Annotated in this window: 19 protein-coding genes, 1 pseudogene and 1 other annotated feature; of the genes and pseudogenes, 1 reads left to right on the top strand and 19 read right to left on the bottom strand. The window is 62.1% G+C overall.

Translation table 11 applies throughout. The annotated features are described in order from the left end of the window. From KJQ12_RS17615 to KJQ12_RS17580, 8 genes and pseudogenes are all read right to left on the bottom strand, one after another. Positions 1-374: pseudogene (locus tag KJQ12_RS17615) on the bottom strand (GTPase ObgE); the annotation flags it as partial. A gap of 14 nt (positions 375-388) precedes the next feature. Then, on the bottom strand, positions 389-1,126 hold the full coding sequence (locus KJQ12_RS17610; RefSeq protein WP_213486531.1) for a Spo0B domain-containing protein: 738 nt from the start codon (positions 1,124-1,126) through the stop codon (positions 389-391). Positions 1,127-1,377: 251 nt separating this feature from the next. Further along, the gene (rpmA, locus tag KJQ12_RS17605) at positions 1,378-1,686 is read right to left on the bottom strand and encodes a 50S ribosomal protein L27 (protein WP_015255380.1); all 309 of its coding nucleotides are present in this window, start codon (positions 1,684-1,686) and stop codon (positions 1,378-1,380) included. Further along, positions 1,679-2,035 carry a ribosomal-processing cysteine protease Prp gene (locus KJQ12_RS17600; protein ID WP_213486529.1) on the bottom strand — a complete coding sequence of 119 codons (357 nt, stop codon included), beginning with the start codon at positions 2,033-2,035 and terminating at the stop codon, positions 1,679-1,681. Before KJQ12_RS17600 ends, rpmA begins: the two co-directional genes overlap by 8 nt. A 10-nt stretch (positions 2,036-2,045) precedes the next feature. After that, a complete protein-coding gene (gene rplU, locus KJQ12_RS17595; RefSeq protein WP_015255382.1) occupies positions 2,046-2,357 on the bottom strand; it encodes a 50S ribosomal protein L21 in 312 nt (103 codons plus the stop codon). Positions 2,358-2,372: 15 nt separating this feature from the next. Continuing rightward, positions 2,373-2,457 (bottom strand) — a sequence feature (ribosomal protein L21 leader region). A gap of 270 nt (positions 2,458-2,727) precedes the next feature. Continuing rightward, positions 2,728-3,990 (bottom strand): Rne/Rng family ribonuclease, encoded by a 1,263-nt coding sequence (locus tag KJQ12_RS17590; RefSeq protein WP_425315989.1) that lies wholly within the window; start codon positions 3,988-3,990, stop codon positions 2,728-2,730. A 50-nt stretch (positions 3,991-4,040) separates the two neighbouring features. Then, positions 4,041-4,913, bottom strand: a complete 873-nt coding sequence (locus KJQ12_RS17585; protein ID WP_213486525.1) for a site-2 protease family protein — start codon at positions 4,911-4,913, stop codon at positions 4,041-4,043. Further along, a complete protein-coding gene (locus KJQ12_RS17580; RefSeq protein ID WP_213486523.1) occupies positions 4,906-5,850 on the bottom strand; it encodes a M23 family metallopeptidase in 945 nt (314 codons plus the stop codon). Before KJQ12_RS17580 ends, KJQ12_RS17585 begins: the two co-directional genes overlap by 8 nt. 198 nt (positions 5,851-6,048) lie before the next feature. Between KJQ12_RS17580 and KJQ12_RS17575 the strand changes: the two genes are divergently transcribed. Then, entirely contained in the window at positions 6,049-6,909 is an 861-nt protein-coding gene (locus tag KJQ12_RS17575; protein ID WP_213486521.1) for an EamA family transporter, read from the top strand. A 61-nt stretch (positions 6,910-6,970) separates the two neighbouring features. Here the strand turns inward: KJQ12_RS17575 and KJQ12_RS17570 are convergent, their stop codons facing one another. From KJQ12_RS17570 to KJQ12_RS17520, 11 genes are all read right to left on the bottom strand, one after another. Next, positions 6,971-8,116: an FtsW/RodA/SpoVE family cell cycle protein gene (locus tag KJQ12_RS17570; protein WP_213486519.1), complete on the bottom strand. Its 1,146-nt coding sequence runs from the start codon at positions 8,114-8,116 to the stop codon at positions 6,971-6,973. A 7-nt stretch (positions 8,117-8,123) separates the two neighbouring features. Beyond that, positions 8,124-8,915, bottom strand: a complete 792-nt coding sequence (gene minD / locus KJQ12_RS17565; RefSeq protein WP_015255388.1) for a septum site-determining protein MinD — start codon at positions 8,913-8,915, stop codon at positions 8,124-8,126. Positions 8,916-8,918: 3 nt separating this feature from the next. Next, entirely contained in the window at positions 8,919-9,581 is a 663-nt protein-coding gene (locus KJQ12_RS17560) for a septum site-determining protein MinC (protein WP_213486517.1), read from the bottom strand. Between the two features lie 72 nt (positions 9,582-9,653). Next, positions 9,654-10,175 carry a rod shape-determining protein MreD gene (gene mreD, locus KJQ12_RS17555; protein WP_213486509.1) on the bottom strand — a complete coding sequence of 174 codons (522 nt, stop codon included), beginning with the start codon at positions 10,173-10,175 and terminating at the stop codon, positions 9,654-9,656. After that, positions 10,172-11,062, bottom strand: coding sequence for a rod shape-determining protein MreC (gene mreC, locus KJQ12_RS17550; RefSeq protein WP_213486507.1), 891 nt, complete (start codon positions 11,060-11,062; stop codon positions 10,172-10,174). Before mreC ends, mreD begins: the two co-directional genes overlap by 4 nt. A 33-nt stretch (positions 11,063-11,095) precedes the next feature. Next, positions 11,096-12,124, bottom strand: coding sequence for a rod shape-determining protein (locus tag KJQ12_RS17545; RefSeq protein ID WP_213486505.1), 1,029 nt, complete (start codon positions 12,122-12,124; stop codon positions 11,096-11,098). 42 nt (positions 12,125-12,166) lie between these two features. Then, positions 12,167-12,856 carry a RadC family protein gene (gene radC / locus KJQ12_RS17540; protein WP_213486503.1) on the bottom strand — a complete coding sequence of 230 codons (690 nt, stop codon included), beginning with the start codon at positions 12,854-12,856 and terminating at the stop codon, positions 12,167-12,169. A gap of 66 nt (positions 12,857-12,922) precedes the next feature. Then, positions 12,923-13,549 (bottom strand): Maf family protein, encoded by a 627-nt coding sequence (locus KJQ12_RS17535; RefSeq protein ID WP_213486501.1) that lies wholly within the window; start codon positions 13,547-13,549, stop codon positions 12,923-12,925. Between the two features lie 39 nt (positions 13,550-13,588). Beyond that, positions 13,589-13,831, bottom strand: coding sequence for a DUF4321 domain-containing protein (locus KJQ12_RS17530; protein ID WP_213486499.1), 243 nt, complete (start codon positions 13,829-13,831; stop codon positions 13,589-13,591). 62 nt (positions 13,832-13,893) lie between these two features. Next, positions 13,894-15,261: an SPOR domain-containing protein gene (locus tag KJQ12_RS17525; RefSeq protein ID WP_213486497.1), complete on the bottom strand. Its 1,368-nt coding sequence runs from the start codon at positions 15,259-15,261 to the stop codon at positions 13,894-13,896. A 218-nt stretch (positions 15,262-15,479) separates the two neighbouring features. Further along, positions 15,480-16,919, bottom strand: coding sequence for a CAP domain-containing protein (locus tag KJQ12_RS17520; protein ID WP_213486495.1), 1,440 nt, complete (start codon positions 16,917-16,919; stop codon positions 15,480-15,482). Positions 16,920-17,109: the final 190 nt, after the last annotated feature.

The raw sequence follows: 17,109 nt of genomic DNA, 5'->3' as shown, positions 1-17,109 counted from the left end.
CCGCGGCCGCCGCGGCCGCCGCGGGCGACGACCACTTCCTGGCCGTGGCGGGTGAGGTCCGCAATGATCTCCCCCGTATCATCATCTACGATGACCGTTCCGGGCGGCACGCGGACGATCAGCGGCTCGGCACTGGCGCCGTGCATGCCCTTGGGCTTGCCCTTCTCGCCGCGCGCGGCCTTGAAATGTTTCTGATAGCGGAAATCGACCAGCGTGCGCAGCCCTTCGTCCACGCGGAAGATGACGTCTCCGCCTTTGCCGCCGTCGCCGCCGGCCGGACCGCCGTCCGGCACATGCAGTTCGCGCCGGAACGAGATGATGCCGTCGCCGCCGTCGCCGCCTTTTACATAGATTTTCGCTTTGTCGACAAACATGTCTTCCTCCGTTTTCAGCTCCCGAGATCGGCGGCCAGCATCACTTCCGTCAGCTCCGGCTCAAGCCGTTCCGCACGGAATGGCGATCGCTTCAGCCGCTGGCGAATCCTGTCGTGCGCATCTTTCGTCTGGATGAACTCGCCGTCGAACTTCAGCACGGCCTTAAGGGCCGCTTCTTCCCGGTCCAGCCGCACGGTGAGCTGCGCCGGCTCTTCCGCACCGGGTTTCGCGCCGTAACGGTAAACGTTGATGACATCGATCAGCGCGGCGCTCGCGGCCTCCGCATCAAACGGCAGTTCGGCCAGGTTGAGTTCATCCGGAAGCTCAAGATGCAGCGTGATCGGACCGGGCGCCGTCCTGAACGACTGCGCGTACAGGATGAGAGAAGGAACCCCGAGCTTGGCGATCCGGCTTTCCTCTTGCATGCGCTGTCTTATTTTCTCCACGCATTCCACGGTCTTATCCGGTTTGTTCATCCGGATGTAGCCGTACAAGACTTGCAAGTCATTCATCCAATCGTGGCGGTGATGATTGAGCGTGCGGATGGCCGTCCACTGCAGCGTCCGCATCATCCGCTCATGACCCGTCTCCCGTTCTTTCCGGTCGATCAGCACCCAGAACAGCGCAGCCGCGGCAACCCACAGGATGAATACGAGATGCGCCCACCATTCCGTCCGCCAGATCCATACGGCAGCCGCGGGCAGCACGACGGATGCCGCGCCGTAAATCTTCGCCATGCGATAGCGATTCATGTGACCGTCCTCTCTCCCGGCACAAGTAAAACGGTTCATGCCGCCTTATCCCAGCGGCATGTCCGATTGCGTCGAAAGATAAGCCGGTATAAGCCCGATACTTATACGTTCTTATCTTTCAAGTCTTTCAAGCAAAACGTCCCGCGCCGCCTCGTCCTGCCGACGCATCCGTTTTGCGGTAAACCGTTCAAATGCAAGTTCTTCTTCCCGTTAACAAAAATCCCGGCCTGTCGCCAGACCGGGATTGTACATTACTCTGCTGCCGCCGCCACAGGCGCAACTTCCACCGGATATACGCTGACTCTCTTCCGATCGCGGCCCCAGCGTTCGAACTTCACAACGCCTTCGATTTTGGCGTACAGCGTGTCGTCCTTGCCGATGCCTACGTTGCGGCCCGGGTGGATTTTCGTGCCGCGCTGACGCACCAGGATGTTGCCGGCTTTGACCGTTTGGCCGTCGGCACGCTTCACGCCGAGTCGTTTCGATTCGCTGTCGCGGCCGTTCTTCGTCGAGCCTACGCCCTTCTTGGAGGCGAACAGCTGAAGATCGAGTCTAATCATGTTGTTTCCCTCCTTCTTCACAGGTTTCCCGAACAACGACATATTTGCCGTATGATTGTTGAATCGTATCCAGCATGACGACCATGGATTCGAGCAGAAGCTGAACCTTGTCGTCAGCGGCTGGCGTTCCCGTCTCCGGGATCGCCGATTGAAGCCATCCGTTCCGCATCGAATACGGAAGCCGGATTCCCGTCAGCGTCTCGATGGCGTTGACGGTGCCGACCGTCACGGCGGACACGCCGGCGCACACGATATCCTCGCCGCGTTTCGCGTAGTTCGCGTGGCCTTCGGCCGCGAACAAGACAATCCGCCGGTCGGACGGTCTCCGGACGATCGTGATCGTAATCATGGCTTTGGTCTTACGCCTCGATCTTGCCGATCGTCACTTTCGTGTACGGCTGGCGATGGCCTTGCTTGCGGCGGTAGTTCTTCTTCGGCTTGTACTTGAAGACGATGATCTTGCGTCCCTTGCCGTGCTTCTCGACGGTTCCCGTCACCTTGGCGCCGGCGACGACGGGCGTGCCCGTTACGAAACCGCCATCCTTGGATACGGCGAGAACGCGGTCGAACGTGATGCTGTCGCCTTCATTCGCGTCCAGCTTCTCAACGTAGATGACGTCGCCTTCTTGCACCTTGTATTGCTTGCCGCCAGTTTCGATGATCGCGTACATGGATTTCCTGCACCTCCCTGATCTAAGACTCGCCTGAACCAGGCGGCGTCCGCATCCGCGGGCGCGCTTGCCAGCCCGTTCCGAGCGGTTGTAGCCGGTGTGTCGCAGGAAGGACACACATGAAGTGATTCTAGCATACTTTCGGCCGCAGTTCAACAGGGATGTAATTGCCCGGCGGTGCAGACGGCCGGCGGCGATGTCGACCGTGCTGCGGCCAGACCGTGACCGAAGCAAACAAGCGAAGATTTTTCCTCCAATCCGGAAAGTCGGGGCAAACCCTCCGAAACAGAAGAAAATGCTTCGCTTATTCTCGCCATTTCCGCCGATTTCAATCGCTTCACTTATCCGTCATCCGGGACTTTGACGTCCGTCAGCCGCCGTCCCGCATGCGACCGGCGCCGGCGTAGACCACGCCCCGGCCGCCGCACGCGGCGCAAGGCTCATACAACCGGAGCGTCGCGTCCCGGCGCACCTTCTTGCGCGTCATTTCCATCAGCCCGAGCCGGGTCCAGCCGAGCACGTGACAGGCCGTCCGGTCCTGCCGCGCCAGCATTTCGAGCCGCTCCGCGACCTGCGTCCGGTGCCGTTCATCCCCCATGTCGATGAAATCGATCAGAATGATGCCGCCGGTATCGCGCAGTCTGAGCAGCCTGGCGATCTCTTCGGCCGCCTCGATATTCGTCGCAAACACCGTCTCTTCCAGATCCGTCGTGCCGACGTAGCGCCCGGTATTCACGTCGATGACCGTGAGCGCCTCCGTCTGGTCCCACACGAGCGACCCGCCGCTCGGGAGCCGGATTTCCCTTCCATAGGCCTGCTCCAGCTGAGCCCGCACGCCGTGCTGCTCGAACAATCCTTTCTCCCGCGAATCGTACAGACTGACGCAATCCAGCTTCGAGGGCGCCATGCTCCCGATCAGCGCCCGCAATTCCTCGTGCGCGGCCGCGTTGTCGATCCAGATGCGGTTCGTTCCGGCGTCCAGCGTGTCGCGGACAAGCCGGTACATCAGGCCGGCATCGCGGTGCAGTTCGCAGGGCGCGGCGGCTCCCGCCGCCTTCGCTTCAATCTCCCGCCAGAGTTCGCGCAGAAACTCGACGTCTTCGCGCAGCCGTTCGCAGGATTCCCCTTCGGCCGCCGTCCGCAGAATGATGCCTTCTTCGCCCTGGCGGATGAGCTCGCCGGCTTCCTTGAGCCTGTCCCGCTCCCGGTCGTCGGCCACCTTCTTGGACACGGCGACGTAGTCCGCATGGGGCATATAGACCAGATACCGTCCCGGCAGCGTGTAATGCGTCGTCACGCGGGCGCCCTTGCCGCCGTGCGGCTCCTTCGCGATCTGGACGATCAGCTCCTGGCCCGGCCGAAGCAGCTCCGCAATGGACGGCTTCTTCTTCGGCTGACGCTCCAGATGCGGATGCAGCACGTCGTCGATATACAGAAAAGCGTTCCGGGCCAGGCCGATATTGACAAAAGCCGCCTGCATGCCGGGAAGAACGTTCTCGACCCGGCCGAGGTACAGGTTCCCGGCCAGCTTGCCTCCCGCGGCTTCCTCGATGTCGTATTCGATCAGCCGGCCGTCCGCCATGACCGCCGTCTCGATCGTCTGGCGGCCGACGTGGACCAGGATCTCCTTCATCCGCATCTTCACCTGCCCGGAGCGTGAATGTTAGCATCCTGCCGTCCATTTTACCCGAAAAGCTCGGAAACTGCACGGTTTTGTCCGCCGGAACGGAAATAAGTCCCGATCACACGCTCCTCCGGCACTACGCCCTCGATGCATCCGCCTTCGCCCAAAACATAGACGAGATGATACCGCCCCTTGCGAAAAAGGCGCAGGATGTCCCCCACCCGGCAGGCCGGCTGCACGACGATCGGCAGCACAAGCGTCCCCTTCGTTCTGGCTCTGGCCGAGTCCGCTTCGCGCCTGACCAGAAAGCGCATGAACAGGAAGGGAAGATCCCGCAGCATCCGCCAATTCGAAGCAAGCAGGAACAATCCGACCAGCAGCAAGTTGAGCTGCACGCCGCCGAACAGCGGAATGCACGCCGCGGCAACCATCGCCAGGCTGAGCGCAAGTCCGATCCGCACGCTCCATTTCAGCGCGGACTGGTAGGGCATTGTGGCGGTCATCCATGCCGACAGCAGCCGGCCGCCGTCGAGCGGCTGAATCGGCAGCAGATTGAACAAAGCAATAATCGCATTCGCATGCGCGATGTACATCGCCCATCCGGGATCGATGCCTTCGATCCGGGCGCAGAGCAGCGCCGCCGTTCCCATCCAGACATTCTGGAGCGGACCGGCGGCCGCCACGACCGCTTCCTCCGCCGCGGGGACGGAGCCCGCTTCCTCCGTCTCGGCCGCTCCCCCGAACGGGAGAAGGCGGATCTCCCGGACGCGCCAGCCGAAGGCCCGCATCGCCATCACGTGGCCGAGTTCGTGGACGATGACGATCGTGAACAGGACGGCCAGTTCTCTGACGTATCCGGTGGCCGCGGAGGCGAGCATGACGAAGACAAACAGCGGATGGAAGGTCCACCGGATGCCGAAGCACCTAATCAAGCGGAACCACGTCCGCGGGGTCGACATATTTGCCGTCGACCCGCACGGCGAAGTAGAGCAGACTCCGCGAACCGTCCTCCGTCTCCGGCAGCACGCCGATCCGGTCGCCCGCTTCCACCCAGTCGTCCGGCGCGACGAAGACCGATTTCATCCGGCCGTAGACGGTCACCCGTTTGCCGGCGTGCCGGATGACGACGCTGTAGCCTTCGTTCTCGCCGCCTGTCACATGGGTCACCCGGCCGGTTTCCGCCGCTGTCACAACCGATCCGGGCTCGCCCGCGATCTCGATGCCGGCAAGCGTCTCCGCGAATGAGCGGACAACCTCGCCCGACGCCACGGGCGCGACGACGGGAAGGCCGGGACCGCCATCCGTCCGCTCTTCCTCCTGCCCGAAAATGGGGATAAAGGCAGGCGATCCGGCGAACGTTCTCTGGTACCATTCCGCCGCGGCCCGCGTGTCCATATCCTCCGTCAACGCCTGCGCGATCAGCCGCTGCGGCGCCGAAGCCCAGGGCTCGTCCAGCTGGAACAGTCCCCATACCGCTGCGAAGAGCACCCCCGAGACGGCCAATCTTACCAGCAGGCTGCGAATCATTCCGCCGCGTTGCCGCGGTTCCTCCCCGCCGAACAGACCGGGTGCGCGGTCACGGCCCGACGCAGCCAGCCATTCGCGGGAGCGCTGCTTCCATTCCGTCTCCGGATCGCGTTCCGCGCGGTCTTGCGGCAGAGCCGCCGGACGCGGCGCCGAGGCGCGGCCGCCGGAGACGCTCCCGGGCACGGAGACGCGGTCGCCTGTGACGCCCCCGGTCACGGGAATGCCGTCCGGTTTCACCGATGCTGGCCGGATGCCGTCCGCATCCGTTTCGCTTTGATTCGCTTCCAGAATGGCGCGTATCCGTTCCGCTCTTCGACGCTTGACGCCGCTGACCCTTGCCATGACGATTCCTCCCCGATGCGCATCATCCGGCCGGTTCCGATGCCCGGCAGGCTTGTTCACTACCACGTTATGAGCGGGAGCAAGCGAATATGCCGTCTTTGAAAATACGGCAGACAGCCGTTCGGACCGGTGATATAGTAAGGTGTGATTGAACATCGCGGCTTGCGGCCGCTCGCGGTCGAGGAGGACTGTTCGGAAATGTGGCTTGTCTATGCGGCTTGTTCCGCCGTGGCATTCGGTCTGCGCGGCATTTTGTACCAGCGGCTCTCGCCGCTTCCGCTTGACCGGAACGTCCTGCTGTCAGGCGTTTTCTTTACCGGATTTCTGATCTCCCTCACGCTTGCCTTCCTGAGCGGGCAGGCATGGGAGATCGAAACGGCCGTCGGCATCCAGATGGGGGTGTGCTCGTATGTGGCGAACATGGCCATGTACCGGGGGTTTGCCGCCGGGAAGCCGTCGATCGTCGCCGTCCTGTCCGCGCTGCCTCCGGTCGTTGTGGTGCTCGTCGCGTGGCTGCTCTGGGGCGAGCGGCTGAACTTCGGACAGTCATCGGCGTTTCTGCTGATCGTCGCCGGCGTCGTGCTGATCCGGTATGCGCGGGACTTCACGCTCGCCCATTGGAACAGCGCGAAATGGGGGCTCGTGACGATGCTGTTTTTCGGCTTCAACGACTTGTCCAGCAAATGGTCGACGATGCTTGGCGCCGACCTGTACCCGGTGCTCGCTTGCATGTTCGGCACGGGCACCGTGCTGTTCCTTCTGTCCCGCCGTTCCGGGAAGCGGCATGCGGCGGAGGAGCAGCCCGGCGGCGCGTGGACGGAACGGCGCACGTTCGGCGTCGGCATGCTGGTCGGCCTGACAAACGTCGTCGGCATGATCCTGATCGTCATGGCGTTCGAGACCGGCATTACCGGACTGGTCTCGGCGATCGTCGCCCTGAACGTGCTGCTCATCCTGCTCTACACCCGCATCGTCGTGCGCGAGCGGTTCACGCCGCGCGAGACGGCCGGCATCTTGCTAACCATCGGCGGCGTGATCACGCTTCGTCTGCTGGCCTGAACGCGCGAAGGGCTGTTTCCGGCCCGGCCGCCAGCGGCTTGGGGGAAACAGCCCTTTTTTGTCATGTCCGTTCGGGATCCGGCTGATGCGCCCGGATGCTGAAAACCAGACCGATGCAGACCATGTTGATGAGCAGCGACGTGCCGCCGTAACTGATGAACGGCAGCGTGATGCCGGTGATCGGCATCAGGCCGATCATCATGCCGATGTTCTGGAAGATCTGGAACACGAACATCGAGACGATCCCGACGATGATGTATGAACCTTTCAGATCGGTGCACTGGAACGCGATCATGATCATGCGGTAGATCAGCAGGAAGTACAGGAGCAGCAGCAGCGCGGCCCCCTGAAACCCGAACTCCTCGCCGATGACGACGAAGATCGAGTCCGAATACGGGTACGGAATGAACCGCCGGTTCTTCATGTCGCCCTTCATGTACCCGTCCCCGGTGAGCCCGCCCGAGCCGATCGCGACGAGCGATTTCTCCGACTGGTGCTTCGCGTCGTCCGATGCCGTCTCCGGATTGATGAACGTATTGATGCGCTCGTACCAGTGATGCTTCCCTTTGTCGGTCAGGAAATCCTTGATCTCCTCGTTGTACGTGTTGAACATCATCACGAACAGGACGAGGCTGCCGACCATCAGGGCGATGCCGATCAGCACATGCCAATATTTGACCCGGCCGATCCAGAGCATGCCGAGCAAGATGACGATGTAGATGATCGCGTTGCCCAGGTCCGGCTGAATCATGACGAGCCCGAACGGAATCAGCGAGATCGCGGCGATCGGCAGAAGATCGGACTTGAACGAGAGCGGATCGCCTTCCCGGCGGGCGAGAATGCTCGCCACCGTCATGATCAGCAGGATTTTCATGAATTCGGCCGGCTGGAACAGCAATCCGTCCGCCAGCTTGAACCAGCTCCGAGCGCCGTTGATCTCTACGCCGAAGAAATAGACGAGCACCAGCAGCAGAACGCCGAAGCCGTAGAGCACATACCAGTATTTCAGGAAAAACCGGTAGTCGAACAGCGTTGCGAAGACCGCAACGGCAAATCCGGCCAGAAAGAAAATGAGCTGCTTCAGGTCATAATTGGGATACATCGGGTTGCCGTATGTCGCGCTCCGGACAACCAGGACGCTGATGACCATGAGCAGCCCCAATATGAGCATGATGCCAAGGTCGATTCGCTTCAGCTTGTTCAGCACACGGCTCTCATCCTATTCCGAAAAACTTGCGGAATCGCTGCATCATCCCGGTCTTGTCGTCCAGCTGCATGAGCGGCACCTTCTCCCCGAGCACGCGGCGCGCAATGTTGCGATAGGCGATCGCGGCGCGGGACGAAGGGTCCATGACGGTCGGTTCGCCGGAGTTCGCCGCCTTGATGACTTTCTCGTCATCCGGCACGATGCCGAGCAGATCGACGGCGAGCACCTGGACGATCTCGTCGACATCCAGCATCTCGCCGGATTTCACCATGTTCGCGCGGATGCGGTTGATGATGAGCCGCGCCGGAATGCGGTGTTGTTCAAGCAGCCCGATCACCCTGTCGGCGTCGCGCACGGCCGCGTTCTCCGGCGTCGTCACGATGATCGCGGCATCCGCGCCGGCCACCGCATTGCGGAATCCTTGCTCGATGCCGGCCGGACAGTCGATGATGATATAGTCGAAATCCCGCTTCAGGTCACCTATGATCTGCTTCACCTGATCCGGCGAGATGTCGTGCTTGTCTTTCGTCTGGGCAGCCGGCAGCATGTACAGCTCGTCGAAGCGCTTGTCCTTGACCAGCGCCTGCGCGAGCCGGCACCTGCCCTCCGCGACATCGATGATATCATAAATGATGCGGTTCTCGAGTCCCATCACGACATCGAGGTTGCGCAGCCCGATGTCCGTGTCCACCATGCACACTTTCTTGCCCTGCAGCGCAAGCGCGGTGCCCAGATTCGCCGATGTCGTCGTTTTGCCGACGCCGCCCTTCCCCGAAGTTACGACTATCGCTTCTCCCATGCCTTACACTCCTTTGAACACGATCGGATCTTGACGGAAGCGGCTCAGCCGGGAAATCTTGTCGATCCTCATCCGGCCATCCTCCAGGTATGCGAATTCCATCTGGGCGTCATCCGTCATCCATTCCTCCGGCGGCCGGCTGATGCAGTCCGCAATGCGAAGCTGGGTCGGCCGCATCAGGGAAGCCGCAATAACGGCATCCGTATTGCCCCGGCAGCCCGCGTGCGCCATTCCCCGAAGCGCGCCCATGATGAAAATGTCGCCCGTACAGCTTACCGACCCGCCCGGGTTGACATCGCCGAGCAGCAGCAGATGTCCGTCCCGTTCGACCGTCTGACCCGAACGGATAACGCCGGTCATGACGTGCAGGTTGCCGGCGCCGGCCGGTTGTTCGGCAGGGTCGGGATCCGATTCAATCGATTGCACGATCAGATTGCCCCGTTGCCTGATGGCGTCAACCAGGCGCTCTTTGTCCGCTTCCGAAATGCGCCGGCTGCCGAGCTTGAGCTTCACGTGCACCAGCGGCCCCGTAAGCAGCTTGTGATGGGACCGTTCCAGCTTGTCGTTCAGCTCGGCCAGCAGTTCGTCCATCCCGCAGCGGTCGTCGAGCAGGAACACCAGGCCGTCCTTCACGCCTTTGATCACGATTCGTTGCTTGCCGGTCAAGCCGTTCCCTCCCCCAAAGGGGCTGCCTTAAACGATTCGGTTTCGACAGCCCGAAATCCTGCCTGGCGGACGTTATTCTTCTTCATCCGCATTTTTCTTCGCCCTCGCTTCGAAAAGCCGGCGGGCGGGCACGTACACCGCGAGCGCAAATCCGATCTGCAGGAACAGACTCGGCGCGATGGAGTGCAGCAGGACGAATTCGAACGTTTTGTGCGTGACACGGAATATGCGGTAGATGCCGTATGCGGCCGCATCGTACAGGAAGCAGCCCAGCCCGATGACGGCGAGCGCCGCCAGCATCGGAGCGCGCTTGCCTTCAAGCAGGAGACCCGTCAGATAGGCGATAACGCCCATCAGCAGCGTGTGGACGCCGAGCAGGTGGCCGTAAAATACGATATCCTGCATCAAGCCGAAAAAAAATCCAAGGAGCAACGCCTGATGCCGGCCTGCGTACAAGCCGGCATACAAAGCGGCAACGAAAACGAAATGCGGAGCGATCCGACCGTGCATCGACTCCGGAATGAGCCACGGCACGACGGTCGTCTCCAGCATGAACAGCAGCACCATCAGCGGAATGACCAGCTTCGTGTTCATGGTGCCGCCCCTTCGGTATCCGGGGGCACGACGACGAACACTTCGGTGAGCCGGTCAAAATCGGCGGCCGGCTTGATGTACGCCGTATGCGTCAGGCCGAAATCGCCCACTTGCCGCGATTCCACCGTCCCGATGACCAATCCGTACGGGTAGACGCCGCCGAGTCCGGAAGTGATCACCACGTCGTTTTCCGAGAGCGGATCGTTCTCCGCGATCCGGTTCATGACCAGCATGCCCCGCTGCACATCATAATCTTCGATAACGCCGAATGATTCCTTGTGCTCCATGACCGTCGCGGAGATGGCCCGCGTCCCGCTGGACTCGCTGTCCAGCTGCGTAATCGGCATCACCGTCGAATAGAGCGGGAACACGCGGCTCACGAGCCCGACCAGCCCGTCCGTCGTGATGACCGCCATGTCCGGCTTAATGCCGTCGGTCGACCCCAGATTGATTTTGAACGTCGGATTGAGCGGGTCCTGGCTGACGGCCACGACCTGCGCAATCACATATTCATAGTCAAACATCCGTTTCTGGCGTTCTTTGAACGCCAGCGCTTCCTTGAGCCTTTCATTCTCCAGTTCGATCCGGTTGTATGTCACCCGGTCCCGGGCGTACCGTGCGACGGTCCTGCGCAGTTCCTCGTTCTCCCGGTAAATGTCGCGCATCTTGCGAATGTCTTCAAACAAGCCCGCCAGATAACCGGCGGGCTTGTAGAACCATTGCTGCACAAAGGTGACCGTATCGCCGACAAAATTTTCGGGCCATGTCAATTTGTCCCGCTGTCCGAGCGAGAATCCCATGATCGCGGCGAACACAATCAGGACGATCAAGAGAACGAACAGCTTTTTGTTGCGAAATATGCGAAACAGTCCGCTCACCCGCCCCATCCGTGTATCCGGTTCTCGTCCGGTCGGCCGTCGTCAACGGCTGGAACGCGCCACCGCCGAGCCGCGGGATTTGAACAAGTGGATATTCTCCAGCGCGCGTCCGGTTCCGACCGCCACGCAATCCAGCGCGTTCTCGGCGACGATGACCGGCATGCCGGTCTCGCGCGCCAACAGCTTGTCCAGATTGCGCAGCATACCGCCGCCGCCCGTAAGCACGATGCCGCGGTCCATGATGTCGGCCGACAGCTCGGGCGGACACCGCTCGAGCGTCACTTTCACCGCCTCGACGATGGAACCGACCGTATCCGTGAGAGCCTCGGTAATTTCATTGGACGAGATCGGAATCGTCTTCGGCAGTCCGGTGACGAGATCGCGTCCGCGGATCTCGACCGACTGCTCGTGATCGATCGGCAGCGCCGAGCCGATGTCCAGCTTGAGCTGTTCCGCCGTCCGCTCGCCGACCAGCAGATTGTAGGTCCGCTTGATATACTGGATGATCGCTTCGTCCATCTCGTCGCCGGCGACCCGGATCGAGCGGCTCGTCACGATGCCGCCGAGCGAGATGACCGCGACTTCGGTCGTGCCGCCGCCGATGTCGACGACCATGCTGCCGGTCGGCTCCCATACCGGAAGGTCGGCGCCGATCGCCGCTGCGAACGGCTCCTCGATCGTATAGGCTTCGCGTGCGCCCGCCTGCCGCGTCGCGTCTTCGACCGCGCGTTTCTCGACGGCCGTAATGCCCGAAGGCACACAGACCATGACATTCGGATTGCGCGAGAAGATCGAGCGCTTCTTCTGTGCCTGGCGGATGAAATATTTGATCATCGTCGCGGTGGTGTCAAAGTCGGCGATAACCCCGTCTTTCATCGGCCGGACCGCCCGGATGTTGCCCGGCGTCCGGCCGATCATCCGTTTCGCCTGTTCGCCCACCGCTTCGATCGTCTTCGTATCGGTACGCAGGGCGACCACGGAAGGTTCCCTGACGACAATGCCTTTGCCGCGGACATAGACCAGAGTGTTGGCTGTTCCCAGGTCAATGCCCAGATCTTTCGTTCCGAACATCGTCTTGCTCCCTTCTGTCGTCAGACAATCCTTCTTATTATATTACAGGTATCCTTGCTCCTTCAAACTGATGAACCGTCCGTCGCCGATGACGATATGATCCAGCACGTCAATGCCGATCAGCGCCCCCGCCTCTTGCAGGCGCCTGGTCAGCGCAATGTCCTCGGGACTCGGGGTCGGATCGCCGCTCGGGTGATTGTGAAGGCAGATGATCGACGCGCTGCCTCGCTTGATCGCGGCCCGGAACACTTCGCGCGGGTGGACAAGCGACGCGTTGAGCGTGCCGACGGAAAGCGTCTCGCGTGCGAGTACCTGGTTCTTCGTGTTCAGAAACAGACAGACGAAATGTTCCTTGAGCTCGGAGCGGAGATCTTCCATGACCAGCTTCGCCGCGTCCTCCGGCTTCCGGATCGCCGGCCGGTCGGATGCTGCCCTGCGCGCCAGCCTTCGGCCAAGCTCGATGCCCGCCCTGAGCTGCACGGCCTTGGCCGGGCCGACGCCGCGGATGTTGGTCAGTTCGGCGATGCTCATGTCGACCAGCTGCCTTAAGCCCCCGCATTCGCGCAAAATCCGGTTGGCGAGATTGACGGCGGATTCATTGCGCGTACCGGTTCTCAGCAATATCGCAAGCAGTTCCGCATCGCTCAGCGCTTCCGCCCCATCGATCATCATGCGTTCTCTCGGCCGGTCTTCCCTGGGGATGTCGCGCAGCAGAATGACACGCGAGTCCATGTGATTCAAGTCCTCCTTAGGGCTGCACCCTCCGACAACTAATGCCGAGCCGGCCGCAGCTTGACGTCAAATCGTCTCCACACCGAATTCGGCCAGCAGATCGCCGAGCAGCGAAAGCGGCAGACCGACGACATTGAAGTAACAGCCTTCGATTCTTTCCACGAATCCGGCGGCCAGTCCCTGGATGCCGTAAGCGCCGGCTTTGTCGAGCGGCTCGCCGGTCGCGACGTACCGCGCAATCCGGTCCGCATCAAGCGGCTTCATGACGACCCGGGTGATGCCGGCGGCGGTCTTCGACTCCCCCGATGTTCCGTCCAGGACGGTCACGCCGGTGATGACCTCGTGCGAACGGCCCTGCAGCATGCCGAGCATCCGGCGCGCCTCCGCGGCGTCCCGAGGCTTGCCGAGAATGTCGCCGTCCAGCACGACGATCGTATCGGCGCCGACAATGACGGTTCCCGCCGCCTCCGCGCCCAGCCGATCCCGGACGCCGGCCGCCTTGTTCAGCGCCAGCCGCTGCGCCGCTTCCGCGGGCGCAAGACCCGGCGGTATCGATTCATCCGCGTCGGACGCCTCGAAGCAGACCGGAATGCGGAGGCCGAGCAGCTGCACAAGTTCCCGCCGGCGCGGCGAAGTCGACCCCAGCACGAGCGCCTGGACGGCTTGTCCGACGTAAGACCCATTCTTCGACATACGGACTTCCTTCCGTCCCGCGCCGCAAGACGCGGGATTCTACATTCTGCGATAGAGCCAGATTGCCAGGACGATGCCGATGATGCTGAGCAGGCTGATGTTGAGCCTGACCGTCAAATCAAACGCGACGACGATCAAATCCGCCGCCGGCGACCAGACGACCGGAACCGAGTCGGTCAGGAAATCCAGCGCGGGGACCTGTTCCAGCCATTTCGCGACAAGCGCTCCCGCCACGAGTCCGATGACGACAAAAAACACCAGCAGCCAGCGATTCTTCTTCATCCCCGATCGTCCTTCGCCCAATTCTGACACTCGTTCTATATTATACGCGGCGCTCCTTGCGTTTACAATGCGCCGGTCGACCGCATCCAGTCCCGCTGGGCGATCGCAGCTTCCATCAGCGCGGACTGTACGTCCCACAGATGTTCGGGCGCCGGCTTTCCGCTGTACGCGGCGAACGCCTCGGCCGCCTTGCGAAGCGCGTCCGAGATGCTGCCGAGTCCGCTCTCTTCCCGGGCATCTTTCAACACCGCTTCCGCCGCTTCTGTCCAGCTTCGGTGAGCCGTCTGCCAATCGTTCCAGGCTTCCGCAGGGATCGGATCAGTTCCGCCGGCAGCCAGCAGGCTGGCCGACAGCCCGCTCATCGTCCGCATCAGGTCGTTCGTCCGGATCATGAATTCGGCCGCGCCGTCCGGCTGCCCCTCAAGCGATGCCGGACCGGCCGCGGGCACCTCGAGCGGCCGGACGTACAGCTCGACGCCGCCGAGCTTCGCAGCCAGCGCTTCCGCCGCTTCCCGGCTTTCCGCGATGCCCGCGTAAGCGCGGAAGCCGTCCGACTTGTCGGCCGCTGCGGCATAGCCGGCGTTCTGCAGCTGCGCCAGCGCTTCGGCCAGTCCCGCCTCGGCCGAGAATACGCCGTATTGCAGCACATAATACCGGACGGCGGGAATCTCCGCAGCGGCCGGACTTCCGGACGCATCCGGCGAATTCCCGGCCCCCGCCGGAACAACGCCGTCCTCCGGCAAGGCGATTTCCGCCTCTTCATCCGGTGGAAATCCGGCCTCTTCCTGTGTCGGCGCCCCCGGCTGCCAGATCAGAAGCGACATGACCAGATAGCCGAACAGCGCGCCCGTCAGCACCGCTCCGGCGACGGTGGCGATCACCCGCGTCCAGGAAGGCGCGGGCGGTCTGCGGCGCGGTACGACATAGCCCGCCGGTGCATCGTCTTCTCCGCCAATCGGCGCCTCCCAATCATTCGGCAGCACGCCGCCGTTTGCGTCCGCCGATTGTACGCCGGTCCGTTCAACGCCGCCGGCTGCCGGTTCGGGCCTCGGCGCCGCGTCGTCCGCTTCCGGTCTCCACTCCGGCACGGGACGGATCCCGCCGGATTCCGCGCCGCGCCCCGTCCCGGCGCCACCCGGCCAGCCGTCCGTTTCCGACTCCAACGTCTGCCCGTCCGTCTCGCGAATCAATCGCTCGAGCGCATCGGGATCGTCCTGGAACGGACTTTTCCAGGGGATGACATCGGTCTCGAACCGTAGTTCTCCCGGCCAGACCGGATCTGCCGGGTTTTGTTCATCTTTCCGGCCGGCATCGTCTTCCGGAAGGACCCGCACCAGCCGGCCCCCGTTCCGGCTGCCGCCTTCGCCTTTCCCCGCAACGCCGGGCTTCGCCGGTTCAAACCGATAGGTGATCCGCGCTTTCGGGTTCATGTCCGTATCGCACTCCTTGTCCGATTCTTCTTGCTCTACTCTATGAACCCGATGCGAGATTTATGTGTCTCAAAAAGAGAGTTCGACGGCCGGGATGCGAACGTTTGTTCTATTATAACTTGGTCCGTTCTGGATATCCAGGAGAAATTTCCTTGCCAATCATTAAAAAAACACCGAATGCCGTCCGACAGATGCCATCCGGTGTTCTGATCCCGGGTTTACCGGGGAGTATAGAAGTTTTGGGTGTAATACCAGCCGTACTCGCTGTCCGGATCGATTCTGACGCCGACGCCGAGCGCCTCGAAACCCTCGTGCAGCAGATTCTTTCGGTGTCCGGAAGAGTTGACCCAGCCGATATGCGCCTCAAAGGCATTGCGATAGCCGGCGGCGATATTCTCGCCGTAAGCGCGATAGTCCCCGATGCCCGCGGCTGCCATCCGGTCCCACGGATTCTCGCCATCCGGGTTCACATGGTCGAAGTATCCCCGCTCCGCCATGTCTTCGCTGTGCAGCCTTGCCGCCTTGGCCGCCGTGTCATGCCAGGACAACGTGTTCAGGCCGTGTTTCAAGCGAAACACATTTGCCAGATCCATCAATTGCCGCTCATATGCGCGCTCCAATTCTTCGCGCGGGGCAGACGCGCGGGTTCCGCCGCTGCCGGCTCCGGCCTGCTCTACCAGCAGGCCTTCCACCGTGTTCATGTGCAGATCCAGATACAGCGTAATCCGGAGGCCGTTCTTCTCGTACGTGTAAACCTTGTATTCCTTCAAGGTTTCAAGGGAGATTCCCGCATGTCCGGCCGCCGTCTGCAAGGATGATCCGGGTTTCAGACCGTCCGGCTGCACCCAGACGTCTGCGTTGCTGAACAGCGCCGCCACCCGTCCGCCGCTTACGCCGATCTGCGCAAAACCGGCATAGTCGGCGTTGTAGACAAGCCAGGTATATCCCGCTTCGGACGGCTCCCGGCGATCCGGTTCGCCGAGCGCGGCCAGCACCGCCTGCTCTCCATCGCCGATGACGATGCCGCGCAGCGCGAAATCCGAGTTCCTTGCCGCCGTCTCCGAGGCGCCGCCCGTCCCGCCTTGATTCGCGCTTGCACCCGCGTGCCTGGCGTTGAAGATGAACGTCAGCGCCTCCGCGCGGTTGAGCGGATCGCCGGCGCCGAACCCTTCCGGCGTTGCGCTCGTCTTGCCGTTGGCAAATCCGTTGTCCAGCAGGTATTTGACCGCCTCCTCCACGGTCAGCCGCTTCCCATGCGCCGCCGCGATGATGCGGGCCGCGTCGCCGCGGGTGTATTCCCGCTTTACCGCCGTGTCGTCGACCGGCCAGCCGAGCCGCTTCGCCGCCGCATAATACCGGACATGCCACGGCTCGCCCGCCTTTTGCTCCGGAACTTCATATTCCGGGAAGGCGCGCAGCACGAGCGCGAGAAATTCCGGCTCGCTGATCTTCAGATTGGGGCGGAATGTGCCGTCATCGAATCCGTTGGCGATGCCGTTCGAGGCCGCCCACGCGATGACGTTTCGCGCCCAATGGTTCCCGACATCCTTGAAGACGGACGTTCCCTCGCCCGCCGCGAGCGCGCCGCTTCCGGCCAGACCGGCTGCAACAAGTACCGCCAGGCACAGGTTCCGACACGTTTTCCCGATGGATTTCATCCGATTCCCCTCGCTTGTCCAAAATTCGCGGCCATCCGACAAGATCAGATAACGCTATCATACCGGATGGATCGGACATGCTCCAGTGCCGGAACTCTTGCCTGCGGCTTATAATTTTTTAATCTTGCATAACTCAACTTTCGCACCTAGAAAATCAATGTAAAACCAATTGTGGAGTGGGCTTAGGGTC

The sequence above is a fragment of the Thermobacillus xylanilyticus genome (assembly GCF_907165215.1).
In the GTDB taxonomy this organism is placed as follows: Bacteria; Bacillota; Bacilli; order Paenibacillales; family Paenibacillaceae; genus Thermobacillus; species Thermobacillus xylanilyticus.
This window is presented reverse-complemented; position numbering and strand designations above follow the sequence as displayed.